This window comes from Pseudonocardia sp. DxW (assembly GCF_058448985.1).
Map to the genome: position 1 here is coordinate 377,504 of NZ_JBZFLK010000001.1, position 12,614 is coordinate 390,117.

General features: G+C 71.5%; 11 protein-coding genes and 1 pseudogene. 6 read left to right on the top strand and 6 right to left on the bottom strand.

Going from position 1 to position 12,614, the window contains the following annotated elements; genetic code table 11:
- Window positions 1–20: 20 nt before the first annotated feature.
- From ACVJO7_RS01835 to ACVJO7_RS01855, 5 genes and pseudogenes are all read right to left on the bottom strand, one after another.
- Window positions 21–1,049: an ABC transporter ATP-binding protein gene (locus ACVJO7_RS01835; protein ID WP_491671421.1), complete on the bottom strand. Its 1,029-nt coding sequence runs from the start codon at window positions 1,047–1,049 to the stop codon at window positions 21–23.
- On the bottom strand, window positions 1,046–2,161 hold the full coding sequence (locus ACVJO7_RS01840) for an ABC transporter ATP-binding protein (protein ID WP_491671422.1): 1,116 nt from the start codon (window positions 2,159–2,161) through the stop codon (window positions 1,046–1,048). The genes ACVJO7_RS01835 and ACVJO7_RS01840 overlap by 4 nt, the downstream gene beginning before the upstream one ends.
- 13 nt (window positions 2,162–2,174) lie before the next feature.
- A pseudogene (locus ACVJO7_RS01845) lies at window positions 2,175–2,926 on the bottom strand (ABC transporter permease).
- Window positions 2,919–3,188, bottom strand: a complete 270-nt coding sequence (locus ACVJO7_RS01850; protein WP_491671423.1) for an ABC transporter permease subunit — start codon at window positions 3,186–3,188, stop codon at window positions 2,919–2,921. The pseudogene ACVJO7_RS01845 and the gene ACVJO7_RS01850 overlap by 8 nt, the downstream one beginning before the upstream one ends.
- Window positions 3,189–3,238: 50 nt before the next feature.
- Window positions 3,239–3,703: an ABC transporter permease family protein gene (locus ACVJO7_RS01855; protein ID WP_491671424.1), complete on the bottom strand. Its 465-nt coding sequence runs from the start codon at window positions 3,701–3,703 to the stop codon at window positions 3,239–3,241.
- A 218-nt stretch (window positions 3,704–3,921) separates the two neighbouring features.
- Between ACVJO7_RS01855 and ACVJO7_RS01860 the strand changes: the two genes are divergently transcribed.
- The 6 genes from ACVJO7_RS01860 to ACVJO7_RS01885 all read left to right on the top strand — a co-directional run bounded on the left by ACVJO7_RS01860 (window position 3,922) and on the right by ACVJO7_RS01885 (window position 10,567).
- Window positions 3,922–4,221 (top strand): hypothetical protein, encoded by a 300-nt coding sequence (locus ACVJO7_RS01860; RefSeq protein ID WP_491671425.1) that lies wholly within the window; start codon window positions 3,922–3,924, stop codon window positions 4,219–4,221.
- Between the two features lie 698 nt (window positions 4,222–4,919).
- Window positions 4,920–6,530 carry a peptide ABC transporter substrate-binding protein gene (locus ACVJO7_RS01865; protein WP_491671426.1) on the top strand — a complete coding sequence of 537 codons (1,611 nt, stop codon included), beginning with the start codon at window positions 4,920–4,922 and terminating at the stop codon, window positions 6,528–6,530.
- Between the two features lie 120 nt (window positions 6,531–6,650).
- Window positions 6,651–7,577, top strand: a complete 927-nt coding sequence (locus ACVJO7_RS01870) for an ABC transporter permease (protein WP_344026455.1) — start codon at window positions 6,651–6,653, stop codon at window positions 7,575–7,577.
- Window positions 7,570–8,511, top strand: a complete 942-nt coding sequence (locus tag ACVJO7_RS01875; RefSeq protein WP_491671427.1) for an ABC transporter permease — start codon at window positions 7,570–7,572, stop codon at window positions 8,509–8,511. Before ACVJO7_RS01870 ends, ACVJO7_RS01875 begins: the two co-directional genes overlap by 8 nt.
- On the top strand, window positions 8,508–9,560 hold the full coding sequence (locus ACVJO7_RS01880) for an ABC transporter ATP-binding protein (RefSeq protein ID WP_491671428.1): 1,053 nt from the start codon (window positions 8,508–8,510) through the stop codon (window positions 9,558–9,560). Before ACVJO7_RS01875 ends, ACVJO7_RS01880 begins: the two co-directional genes overlap by 4 nt.
- Window positions 9,557–10,567, top strand: a complete 1,011-nt coding sequence (locus tag ACVJO7_RS01885) for an ABC transporter ATP-binding protein (protein WP_344026461.1) — start codon at window positions 9,557–9,559, stop codon at window positions 10,565–10,567. Before ACVJO7_RS01880 ends, ACVJO7_RS01885 begins: the two co-directional genes overlap by 4 nt.
- 57 nt (window positions 10,568–10,624) lie before the next feature.
- Here ACVJO7_RS01885 and ACVJO7_RS01890 read toward each other — a convergent pair whose 3' ends face one another.
- Window positions 10,625–12,502: an ABC transporter family substrate-binding protein gene (locus ACVJO7_RS01890; RefSeq protein WP_491671429.1), complete on the bottom strand. Its 1,878-nt coding sequence runs from the start codon at window positions 12,500–12,502 to the stop codon at window positions 10,625–10,627.
- Between the last annotated feature and the right edge of the window lie 112 nt (window positions 12,503–12,614).

Below are 12,614 nucleotides of genomic sequence, written 5' to 3' on the forward strand. Positions count from 1 at the left end.
GTCGCCGGCGGCGCCCCGGCCTACAGCAGCGCGCGGGCCTGCGCGTAGTGGCACGCCACCGGGTGCCCGCTGCCCCGGTCGACGAGCGCGGGCTCCTCCTCGACGCACCTGCTCTGCTCACCTTCGGTGAGCGCGTCGGCGAAGGTCGGGCAGCGGGTGCGGAACCGGCAGCCGGACGGCGGATCGGCCGGGCTGGGCAGGTCCCCGACCACGGTGATCCGCTCCCGGGCCCGCTCGCGGCGCGGATCGGGCAGCGGGATCGCCGAGATCAGCGCGTGCGTGTACGGGTGCGCCGGCGCCTCGAACAGCGACGCCGCCGGCCCGGTCTCGACGATCTTCCCCAGGTACATGACGGCGATCCGGTCGGCGATGTGCCGCACCACCGACAGGTCGTGCGAGACGAACAGGTAGGACAGCCCGCGCTCGGCCTGCAGCTCCTGCAGCAGGTTGAGCACGCCGGCCTGGATGGACACGTCGAGCGCGGAGACCGGCTCGTCGAGCACGATCAGCCGGGGCTGCAGCGCGAGCGCGCGGGCGATCCCGATCCGCTGCCGCTGGCCGCCGGAGAACTCGTGCGGGTACCGGTTGCCGTGCTCGGGGCGCAGCCCGACCGTGCTCATCAGGTCGCGAACCTGGCGGCGGCCGTCGTCGCCGTAACGGCCGTGGATGCGCAGCGGCTCGGCGATCAGCTCGTTGACCGGCATCCGCGGGTCGAGCGAGGCGTACGGGTCCTGGAAGACGAGCTGCATCTCGCGGCGCAGCGCCCGCATCCGCCCGCCGGACAGCCCGGTGATCTCCCGGTCGTCGAACCGGACCTCGCCGGACGTCGCCGGGATCAGGTTCAGCGCGACCCGGGCCAGCGTCGACTTCCCGCAGCCGGACTCGCCGACCAGGCCGAGCGTCTCGCCGCCGGCGATGTCGAACGACACGTCGCTGACCGCCTGCACCGCCCCGACCTGCCTGCGGAACAGGCCGCCGGAACGGATCGGGAAGTTCTTGACCAGGTTGCGCGCCGACAGCAGCGCCGGAGTGGTCACCGTGTCGCTCATCGGGCCCCCTCCGTGGTCGCCGGGCTCTCCGGGTCGAGCAGGTCGGCGGGGCCGACCGGGCCGACGGCGAGGTCGCCGTCGGCGACCGCGGCCGGGTCGAACACGTCCTCCGCCGCCACCCCGGACACCTGCGACGAGTGGTGGCAGGCGGCGTGGTGGTCGGCCGAGCCGTCGCCCACCGCCACCAGCTCCGGCTCGCTGTCCCGGCACACGTCGGTGGACAGCGGGCAGCGCGGCGAGAACGGGCAGCCGGGCGGCATGTTCACCACCGACGGCGGCGCCCCGGGGATCGGGGTCAATCGCTCGGTGGGCCGGTCCAGCCGGGGCAGGCTCCCGAGCAGGCCCAGCGTGTAGGGCATCCGCGGCTCGTAGAAGATCGGCTCGACGTCGCCGACCTCGACCAGCTTGCCCGCGTACATCACCATCACCCGGTCGGCCTGCCCGGCGATCACGCCGAGATCGTGGGTGATCAGCACCATCGCGGCGCCGGTCGCCTGCTGCGCGGCCTGCAACGCCTGCATCACCTGGGCCTGGACGGTCACGTCGAGGGCGGTGGTCGGCTCGTCGGCGATGATCACGTCCGGGTCGTTGGCCATCGCGATCGCGATCACCACCCGCTGCCGCATCCCGCCGGAGAGCTCGTGCGGGTACGACGAGACGCGCTGCTCCGGGTTCGGGATCCGGACCAGGCCGAGCAGCTCGACGGCCCGTTCCCGGGCCTGCGCTCTGCTCACGTCGCGATGCGCGAGCACCGCCTCCTCGACCTGGTAGCCGACCGTGTAGACCGGGTTCAGCGAGGTCATCGGGTCCTGGAAGATCATCGCGACGCGCTCGCCGCGGATCCCGTTGAGCTCGTTCTCCGACAGCGTGAGCAGGTCCCGGCCGTCGAAGACGATCGAGCCGGTCACCTGCGCGGTGCGCGGCAGCAGGCCCATCACGGCGAGCGAGGTGACCGACTTGCCCGAGCCGGACTCGCCGACGATGCCGAGTACCTCGCCGCGGCGCAGCCGGTAGTCGACCCCGCGGACGGCGCGGACCGGGCCGTCGGCGCTGGGGAAGGTGACGGTCAAACCCGAGACGTCCAGCACCGCCGGGTCCGTTGCTCTGCTCACTGATGCACCTTGCTCACTGACGCACCTTCGTCTGTTGCGGGTCGAACGCGTCACGCAGGCCGTCGCCGATGAAGTTGATCGTGAGCGCGATGACGATGATGAAGATTCCCGGGAAGTAGAACAACCACGGGCGGGTGGTGAGTGCCGTCTGCGCCTCGGAGACGAGCAGCCCGAGCGAGGTGTCCGGCGTCTGCACGCCGAAACCCAGGTAGGACAGCGCCGTCTCGAGCAGGATGGCGAGCGCCACCAGGATGGTCAGGTTGACCAGGATCGAGCCGAGTGCGTTCGGCACGAGATGGCGCAGGATGATCCGGGTGTCGGACGCGCCGAGCGCCCGGGCGGCCTCGACGAACTCGGGCGGCACCCGCATCTCGCTGCAGGTGTCGGTCCTGGTCGCGCTCGTCGCGACGTTCGTCGGCACCCTGTGGGGGTCGGTCGCCGGCTACTTCGGCGGCTGGGTGGACAGCCTCATGATGCGGATCGCCGACCTGGTGCTCACCCTCCCGCTGGTCGCGGTCGCCGCGATGCTCGGTGTTGCAGCGACGGCGGCTGCGAGTTCGACGGCGTGATCTCGCCGACGTCGTAGCGCCACAGCCAGCCGCCGACGTAGGCCAGCAGCACCAGTGCGACGAGCACGACCAGGCTGACCATCGCGGCCCGGTGCCGGACGAAGCGGCGCAGCACCAGCTGCGCCTGGCTGCGCTCGGCAATGGTGAACTCGCGCTCGGTCACGGCGTCCGGCTTCGTTCCGGTCGCGTCAGGCATAACGGATCCTGGGGTCGAGGACGCCGTAGAGCAGATCGGCGACCAGGTTGAAGGCGATGACGATCACCGCGGTGACGAGCAGCCAGGACGCGACCGCGTAGGTGTCGTAGAGCTTGATCGACTCGAGCAGGAAGTCGCCGAGGCCGCGCCACTGGAAGACCCGCTCGGTGACCACGGCGCCGCCGAGGATGGCCGCCATGTCCAGCGCCGTCATCGTCGTCAGCGGGATCAGCGCGGTGCGCAGCGCGTGCCGGACCATCACCGTGCGCCGGGGCAGCCCCTTCGCCCGGGCCAGCCGGACGTAGTCCGAGTTCAGGATCTCAGCATCGAGGCCCGGGTGGACCCCTGCTCGGGCGGGATCGACTCGGCGCCGATCGTGGAGATCAGCTGGACGCCGAGGATGTTGTTGACGTCGATGCCGCGCTGTTTGAGCAGGATGGCCAGCCAGAACGACGGCATCGCCAGGATGACCAGCCGCATGGTCACCCAGAACCGGGCGGCGAGCTCGTCGCCGACCACCTGGGTGGAGACGACCGACGGCCCGAAGTCACCGCGCAGCACCCCGCCCAGCCAGGACAGGTAGCGCGGGAGCAGCGGCTGGTCCAGGTTGAGCCTGGCCGCCTCGGCGTCGAGCACGTTCTGCGCTGGTGGTGGGTTGCGCAGTAGCAGCGGGGTGAGCGGGTTGCCGGACAGCGTGCCCAGCCAGAAGACGATGAACGACGAGACGAGCAGGATCGGGATCGAGATCACGACCCGGCGCACTGCGTACATGAGCATGAAGGTGTCTCTCCGCCGTGGTGGGAGCGGTCGTCGGTGTGGCCCGCGGGTACGGATCAGCCCTCGGCGCGCGGTGCCCACTCGGCGACGTTGTACATCGGACCGTCCAGGGTGGCGTTGCCGCACGTTGGCGACGTTGTCGCGGGTCGCCAGCAGGGTCGGCTTCTGGTAGATCGGCAGCACGTAGGCGTCCCCCGAGGATGATCTTGTCGGCCTCGTTGAGCTGCTCTGCGGCGGCCGCCTTGTCGGTGCTGGACGCGGCGGCGTTGATCAGCTCGTCGGTCCTCGGGTTCTTGTACTGGCCGAAGTTCGATCCGGAGTCCGACAGCCACAGCTGCTGCGCGCCGCCGAACGGGAACGGTGACTGCACCCAGGCGAACACCATGATGTCGTACTCACCGGCGGTGAGCGTGGTGCCGAGGTCGTCGGTCGGCTCGACCGTGATCCCGATACCCAGCTGCTGCATGTACTGCGCGAACAGCTCGGACTGGCTCTGCCGGATCGCGCCGACGGTGTAGCGGATCCGCAGGTCCGGGACGGCCTGGCCGTCCGGCGCGACCAGGTCCTGGCCGACGCCGGTGTAGCCGGCCTCGGTGAGGATCTGCCCGGGCCCGCTCGACGTTGCCGCTGCCGAGGTCGGTGCCCGCGAGGTTGTCGGTGTACTCCTCCTGCTGCGCTGGCGGTGGCATCGCCACCGCCTCCCCCACGCCGCACGCGCTCAGCAGCAGGGCCCCCACGCCCGCCACCGCGACCGCAGCCGCCGCCTTCATCCGCCTGGTCGAATGTGCCTCTCGAGATCAGCGGGCGCACGCCGGTGCGGCGCCCGATCCGGGATGGCAGGGCACCGGATGTACCGCCGGGAAGGACGCGAAAATCCCGTCCCCCGCTCGCGATGGGCGCGGTGGATCGTGACCAAACAGAGACCGTGAAAAGGGATAGCGAGGTCAGGGGCGGCGTCGACCGCTCATAACGGGAGATCCTCGCCACTCGGCATCTACCACACACCGAGGACCGTTTGGTACACATGTACCACTCATCGTCAGGCACGTTGGTTGTCGCGGCTGACCGCCCGGAACATCCTGATGATGCCGCCCGTCCCGTGCAACCGATTTGTAACCTACTCGACGGTTCGCGGCGGTTACTGTCCCAAGCCACAATCGCCCGTACGGCCGTGCCCCCACCCCCGCCCGGCCCACTGCACAGAAACCGGAACCCGATGCGATCACGCCGAGCTGCTGCGCTCCTCGCGCTCTCCCTCTCCACCACACTGGTACTCAGCGCCTGCGGCGGAGGCGGGGACGCCACCGGTGACGCCCAGGCCGACGCACCGACGATCTCGGTCTTCGGCACCGAGCCGCAGAACCCGCTGCTCCCCGGAAACACCCGCGAGACCGGCGGCAGCAAGATCATCGACTCGCTCTGGGTCGGCCTCGTCGGCTACACCCCGGAGGGCGAGACCGAGAACATCGTCGCCGAGTCGATCGAGTCCACCGACTCGCAGAACTACACGATCACCATCGGCGAGGGCTGGACCTTCCACGACGGCACGCCGGTCACCGCGCAGAGCTTCGTGGACGCCTGGAACTACGTGGCCTACGCGCCCAACGGGCAGTCCAGCACCGGGTTCTTCGCCCCGATCACCGGGTACGACGACGTCGCGCCGGCCGAGGGCGAGCCGACCGCCGAGACCATGTCCGGCCTGCAGGTCGTCGACGACCGCACCTTCACGGTCGCCCTCACCTCGCCGTCGCCGGTCTTCGAGACCACCCTCGGTGACATCTCGTTCTTCCCGATGCCCGAGTCGTTCTTCGCCGACCCGCAGGCGTTCGAGGAGAACCCGATCGGCAACGGCCCGTTCCGCTTCGAGTCCCGGGTGCCGGACCAGAACGTGACCGTCACCCGCTACGACGAGTACGGCGGGGCCGCCCCGGCCAACGTCGGCGGCGTCGAGTTCCGGTTCTACGCCGACAGCGAGGCCGCCTACCAGGACGTCGTCAGCGGCAACCTCGACTTCCTCGAGTCGATCCCCGGCTCGTTCCTGATCGACAACCTGTACCAGCAGGACCTGCCGGAGCGGAACGGGAACCAGCCCTACGCCGGCATCAACACGATGGCGTTCCCGATCTACGAGGAGCGCTACGCCGACCCGCAGGTCCGCCAGGCCATCTCGATGGCGGTCGACCGCCAGGCGATCATCGACAACGTCTACAACGGCCTGGTCCGGCCGGCCACCGGCTTCATCCCCGAGGGCGTGCCCGGCTACGTCGCCGACCAGTGCGGCGAGCTGTGCACCTTCCAGCCCGAGCGGGCCCAGGAGCTCTTCGCCGCGTCCGGCTTCGAGGGCACCATCGAGCTGATCTCCAACGTCGACTCGGCGATCAACCGCGAGTGGATGCAGGCCGCCTGCATCAGCATCTCCAACACCCTCGGCGTGGAGTGCAACTTCGTGCCGGTGCCGACCTTCGCCGAGTTCCTCACCCAGCGCCAGGCGCAGGAGCTGACCGGGATCTGGCGCTCCGGCTGGATCGCCGCGCAGCCGACAATGGAGTACGTCCTGCAGCCGCAGTACGTCACCGGCGCCGAGAACAACGACGGCCAGTACACCAACCCGGCCTTCGACGCGCTGGTCGCGCAGGGCAGCAGCGCCGCCTCGATCGAGGAGGCGCAGGAGCTGTGGGCCGAGGCCGAGCGGGTGCTGATCCAGGACATGCCGGCCGTGCCGATCAACGACCAGTCCGCGCAGTTCGGCTGGTCCGAGCGGCTGGACAACGTGTCGATGACCTACGACCGTGAGCTCGACCTGATGTCGGTCACCGTCCAGGAGTAGTCCGCACCACCACGCACGCCACCACCACACGCACAGCCGCCGACGGCCGGGTGATCCCCGGCCGTCGGCGCACGTGTCCGGCGCGGTCCGCCGGGCGTGTCCCGAACCCGGAGGTGACCCGTGGGGCGCTATGTCCTGCGACGACTCCTGCAGCTGGTGCCGGTCTTCATCGGCACCACCTTCCTCATCTACTTCATGGTCTGGGCGCTGCCCGGCGACCCGCTGGCCGGCAAGTGCGGCGACCAGGCCTGTCCTCCCGCCTTCATCGAACGCATGCGCGTGGAGTACGGCCTCGACCAGCCGATCCTGGTCCAGTACTTCTCGTACCTCGGCGGACTGCTGCAGGGCGACTTCGGGCAGAACTTCCGCGGCCAGGACGTCGGCACGCTGATCGCGAACACCTACCCGGTGACGATCAAGCTGGCCGTGGTCGCGCTGCTCATCCAGGCGGTCATCGGTCTCACCGCGGGCGTCCTGACCGGACTGCGGCCCGGCGGCTTCCTGGACAACGTCGTGCTCACCGCGACGCTGTTCCTGGTCGCCGTCCCGGTGTTCGTCACCGGCTACGTGCTGCAGGCCGTCCTGGGGCTGCGGCTGGGGCTGATCCCGCCGACCGTCCCGGCGAACCCGGGCTTCCTCGACCTGATCGTGCCCGGCTACGTGCTCGGCAGTCTGTCCCTGGCCTACGTGGCCCGACTGACCCGGACCTCGATCGCGGAGAACTCGCGGGCCGACTACGTGCGGACGGCGACCGCGAAGGGCCTGAGCCGTAATCGCGTCGTCGGGGTGCACCTGACCCGCAACTCGGCGATCCCGGTGATCACCTTCCTCGGCGCGGACTTCGGCAGCCTGATGGGCGGCGCGATCGTCACCGAGGGCATCTTCAACATCCGCGGGATCGGCGGGCTCATCTTCGAGTCGATCCAGCGGCTCGACGGGGTGGTCGTCACCGGGGTGGTCGTGCTCCTGGTGATGGTCTACCTCCTCGCGAACCTGCTCGTGGACGTCACCTACGCGCTGCTCGACCCGAGGATCCGCCTTGACTGACCCCACCTCCGTCACCTCGGACAAGCCGGTCGCGTCGCCGGCGGCCGCGGAGGCCGCCGTCACCCGCTCCCGGAGCCTCGGCGCCGACGCCTGGTACGACCTGCGGCGCAGGCCGCTGTTCATCGTCGCCGCGACGCTGATCGGGGCGCTGCTCGTGCTGGCCGCGTTCCCGCAGCTGTTCACCTCGGTCGATCCGACCGTCGGCGACCTCTCGCGGGCCCGGCAGGGGCCGTCGGCGGAGGCCTGGTTCGGCTACGACAACCTCGGCCGCGACGTGTTCGCCCGCACCATCTACGGCACCCGGGTCTCGATCGTCGTCGGCGTGCTGGCGACCAGCTTCGTGGTGCTGCTCGGCGCCGTCATGGGTCTGATCGCCGGCTTCGTCGGCGGCTGGCTCGACTCGCTGCTGGCCCGGATCGCGGACGTGTTCTTCGGCGTCCCGTTCGTGCTCGGCGCCATCGTGGTGCTCTCCACGTTCCGCCAGTCCGTCGGGCAGAGCGTGATCGGGATCAGCGGCCTGGTGATCGGCACGATCGGCCTGCTGTCCTGGCCGGTCACCATGCGGATCATGCGGTCGGCGGCGATCGCGGCCCGCAGCCAGGACTACGTGAAGGCGGCCCGCGCGCTGGGCGCCGGGCCGTGGCGGATCATCGTGCGGCACATGCTGCCGAACACGATCGCGCCGGTGATGGTCTACGCCACCATCGCGCTCGGCGCCTTCATCGGCGCCGAGGCGACGCTGTCGTTCCTGGGTGTCGGCCTGCGCGATCCCGTCGTCTCCTGGGGCGTGATGATCAGCGAGGCGCAGAGCTATCTGCGGACCTCGCCGCACCTGCTGCTGTTCCCGGGCGGCTTCCTGGTCGTCACCGTGCTCGCCTTCGTGCTGCTCGGTGACGCCGTCCGTGACGCGTTCGACCCGAAGGGCCGCTCATGAGCACCCCACCCGCAGGGCCGCTCGTCCACACCGAGACGAGTGCGGCGCCCGGGCCCACCGGCCTCGCCGACGCACCGCTGCTGGAGGTCGAGGACCTGCGCGTCGAGTTCCACACCCGGGACGGCGTGGCCTCGGTGCTCAACGGCGTCAGCTACCACGTCCGGGCCGGCGAGACCCTCGCCGTGCTGGGCGAGTCCGGCTCCGGCAAGTCGGTCACCGCGAACACGGTGATGGGCATCCTGCCGGTGCCGCCGGCCCGGATCACCGGCGGCGCGATCCGCTACCGCGGCGAGGAGCTGCTGACCGCCGACGAGGAGCGGCGCCGGGAGCTGCGCGGCGAGCACGTCGCGATGATCTTCCAGGACGCGCTGTCCGCGCTGAACCCGGTGTTCACCGTTGGGTTCCAGATCGGCGAGCAGCTGCGCACCCGGCGCGGGATGAGCCGCCGGGACGCCCGGGCCCGGGCCGTCGAGCTGCTCGACATGGTCGGCATCCCGGGCGCGAAGCAGCGCGTCACCAGCTTCCCGCACGAGTTCTCCGGCGGGATGCGGCAGCGCGCGATGATCGCGATGTCGCTGGCGCTCGATCCGGACGTGTTGATCGCCGACGAGCCGACCACCGCACTGGACGTCACGGTGCAGGCCCAGATCATGGACCTGCTCGCCGACATCCAGCGCGAGCGGGAGATGGGCCTGATCCTGATCACCCACGATCTCGGCGTCGTCGCCGAGGTCGCGGACCGGATCGCGGTGATGTACGCGGGCCGGATCGTGGAGCAGGGCGACGTGCACCAGCTGTTCGCCGAGCCCCGCCACCCGTACACCGAGGCCCTGCTGGCGTCGATCCCGCGGCTGGACAGCAAGGGCACCGAGCTGCAGGCGATCCGCGGGCTGCCGCCGACGCTGACCCGGATCCCGTCCGGCTGCCCGTTCCACCCGCGCTGCCCGCGGGTCAGGGACGTCTGCCGGGAGACCGACCCGCCGCTGCTGGCACTGCCCGGCGGGCGTGCCTCGGCGTGCCTGTTCGCCGAGGAGCTGGCGCAGTCATGAGCACATCCGAACAGATCCTCGAGGTCGACGGCCTCGTCAAGCACTTCCCGGTCAAGATCGGCGCGGTGATCAAACGGACGGTCGGCCACGTCCGCGCCGTCGACGGGGTGTCGTTCACCCTGAACAAGGGCGAGACGCTCGGCATCGTCGGCGAGTCGGGCTGCGGCAAGTCGACGCTGGCCCAGGTGCTGATGCGGCTGGAACCGCCGACCGCGGGCGCCGTGCGCTTCCACGGTGAGGACATCTTCACCAAGCGCGGCGCCGCGCTGAAGGCGCTGCGCCGGCAGGTCCAGATTGTGCTGCAGGACCCGTACACCTCGCTGAACCCGCGGATGACGGTCGCCGACATCGTCGGGGAGCCCTTCGAGATCCATCCGGAGGTGGCCCCGAAGGGCGACCGGCGGCGGAAGGTACAGGAGCTGCTCGACGTCGTCGGGCTGAACCCGGACTTCGTGAACCGCTACCCGCACCAGTTCTCCGGCGGGCAGCGGCAGCGGATCGGGATCGCCAGGGCGCTCGCGCTGCGCCCCGAGGTGATCATCTGCGACGAGCCGGTGTCCGCGCTGGACGTGTCGATCCAGGCGCAGGTGATGAACCTGCTGGGCGAGCTGCAGCGCGAGTTCGGGCTGTCCTACATCTTCATCGCGCACGACCTGTCGGTGGTGCGGCACCTGTCGGACCGGGTCGGCGTCATGTACCTGGGCAAGATGGTGGAGCTCGGCACCGAGGCCGAGATCTACACCCGGGCCGCGCACCCGTACACCCAGGCGCTGCTGTCCGCGGTGCCGGTGCCCGACCCGTCGGTGCGCGAGGGACGGTCGCGGATCCGGCTGACCGGCGACGTCCCCAGCCCGGTGGACCCGCCGAGCGGCTGCCGGTTCCGGACGCGCTGCTGGAAGGCCACCGAGATCTGCTCGACCGAGGAGCCGGAGCTGACCGTCCGCTCGGGCGGGCATCATCTCAGCGCCTGCCACCATGCGCACGAGGAGAACCTGCTGCCCGGCTGATCCGCCCGCGGTGGCCGTGCCGTGCGGCGCGGCCACCGCGGTGGGCCGGATGCCGGATCAGTTGTCGGCGTCCGGCTCCTCGGTGCCGGTGTCGTCCTCCCGCGAGCCCTCCGGCTCGGACCAGGTCTGCGCGCCGGTCATCGGCCCGGTCGCGATCGGGCCGGGAGTGACGCCGGTCGACGCGTCGGTCTCCCGGTTGCTGATCACGAGCCCCTGCGCCTGGTAGAGCGGCAGCGCGGGCAGCTGGCGCCACAGCACCCGCTCGGCCTCGGCGACGACCGCCGGATCGGCCACCGAGCCGGTCAGCTCGTCCAGCAGCGGCTGCAGGACCGGGAAGCAGGACGTGCCGGGCAGGTCCTCGCCGACGTCGTCCGGCGGGCAGCCGTACACCGAGTCCAGCCGCGGCCCGATCGCTCCGTAGGCCGGCCGGGGCGCGACGAGCACGTCCACCGCGACCGGTGCGCCGCCGCCCGCGGCGGTGGTCGGGGCCGTGGTCGGCGGACTCGTCGGCTCGGCGGGGTCCGTCGGCCCGGCGGCCGGCGGTGGTGTGCCTGCCCCGTCGCCGGGGGCGGGGCCCGCCCCGGGCGCCGGGGTGGTGGTCGGGCTCGGCGTCGTCGGGGCGACGCTGGCGCTGGTCAGCAGCTCCGGTGCGGACGGCGCGACGATCGTCGCCTGGATGCCGCCCGCCGTCAGCTGCTCGGCCACGATCCGGGCGACCTCGACGTCCTCGCTCCGTTCGGCGCCGGCCCCGATGACGACGCCGAGCGGCCGTCCGCCGAGCGTCCAGCGCCCGTTCCCGCCGCGCACGTACCCGGCCTCGGTGAAGGCCGCCTCGGCGACGGCCGGGTCCGGCCGGCCGGGCGCCCCGGGCGGTGCGGTCGGCTGGTAGCCGGGATCGGAGGGGGCGGCGCCGAACGCGTCGGCGGGGACGGCCTCCGGGCTGACCCGCTCGCGGATCGCGGCCCGGTCCAGCGTCGCCGCGATGCCCTCGCGGACCCGCGGATCGGCCAGCGGGCCGTCCTGGGTGCGGAACTCCAGCTGCTGCACGGCCGGGCGCGGGCCGCGCTGCACGGTCGGTGGCTCCGGGGACCCGGCGAGCACGTCGAGCGCCTGCCCGATCTCCGGCCGGGCGTCCGGCAGCGCCAGGTCGATGCCCTGGCTCTCCAGCGCGGTCGGCAGTGTGTTCGGCGGGATCCGGCGCAGCACGATCTCGTCGATCACCGCGGAGGTGTCCCAGTACGGGTCGTTGCGGACCAGCAGCACCTCGCCGCGCAGCCGGTCGACCTGCATCAGCCGGAACGGGCCGCCCGAGGCGGGCACGCCGTTCGCGAACGGAGCCGTCCAGCCGCCGGGCGCATCCTTGAGCAGGTGCGCGGGGAGCAGGTTGTCGAACAGCTCCTGCCAGTGCGGGTAGGGCCGGTCGAAGACGACGTCGACGGCCTTGCCGGCGGCCCGCGACCGGACGTCGGTGATCTCCCGGTAGCCGGCGGCGCCGATCGTGTTCGGCTGGGTGCGCATCTGCTGCCAGAGGTAGACGAAGTCCTCCGCGGCGATCGGCGCGCCGGTCGACCAGCCTGCCTCCACGTTCAGCTCGTAGCTGACCGTGAACGGCTCCTGCGAGGTGACCTTCGCGTCGGTCGCGACGGTCCGGTCCAGCTGCAGGTTCCCGTCGGCGTCCGGGCGGAACACCGACGGCAGCGCCATCGTGGCGATCGCCGTCGTCACCGGCGACTGGTCGGAGCGCAGGTGCGGGTTGAACCCGGGCCCCAGCTCGTCGACGCCGGCCACCACCCGGGTCGGGGTGGTGATCGGCTCGGTGGGTGCGTCGATGTCCGGCGGCGGGGCGGGCTGGGGATCGGCGCTGCACGCGGTCAGCGCCAGCAGGCCGGCCAGCAGCAGCGCGGGGAGCGCTCGGAACGGTCGCCGTGCTCTCACGTCCGCAGTATCCCCGCCGGGCTCCGCCGGCCCACCGGACGGGGTGGGTCGGCGGGGCACTCTGCTCTGCTCACCTGGGCACGCCGGCGGTCACCCCGCCCGCGGCCGACCG

Bases quoted from the DNA above. Each gene is read 5' to 3' on its own strand.
- ACVJO7_RS01885 (WP_344026461.1), top strand. From the start codon at position 9,557: ATGAGCACATCCGAACAGATCCTCGAGGTCGACGGCCTCGTCAAGCAC.
- ACVJO7_RS01880 (WP_491671428.1), top strand. From the start codon at position 8,508: ATGAGCACCCCACCCGCAGGGCCGCTCGTCCACACCGAGACGAGTGCG.
- ACVJO7_RS01865 (WP_491671426.1), top strand. From the start codon at position 4,920: ATGCGATCACGCCGAGCTGCTGCGCTCCTCGCGCTCTCCCTCTCCACC.
- ACVJO7_RS01855 (WP_491671424.1), bottom strand. From the start codon at position 3,703: ATGCTCATGTACGCAGTGCGCCGGGTCGTGATCTCGATCCCGATCCTG.
- ACVJO7_RS01835 (WP_491671421.1), bottom strand. From the start codon at position 1,049: ATGAGCGACACGGTGACCACTCCGGCGCTGCTGTCGGCGCGCAACCTG.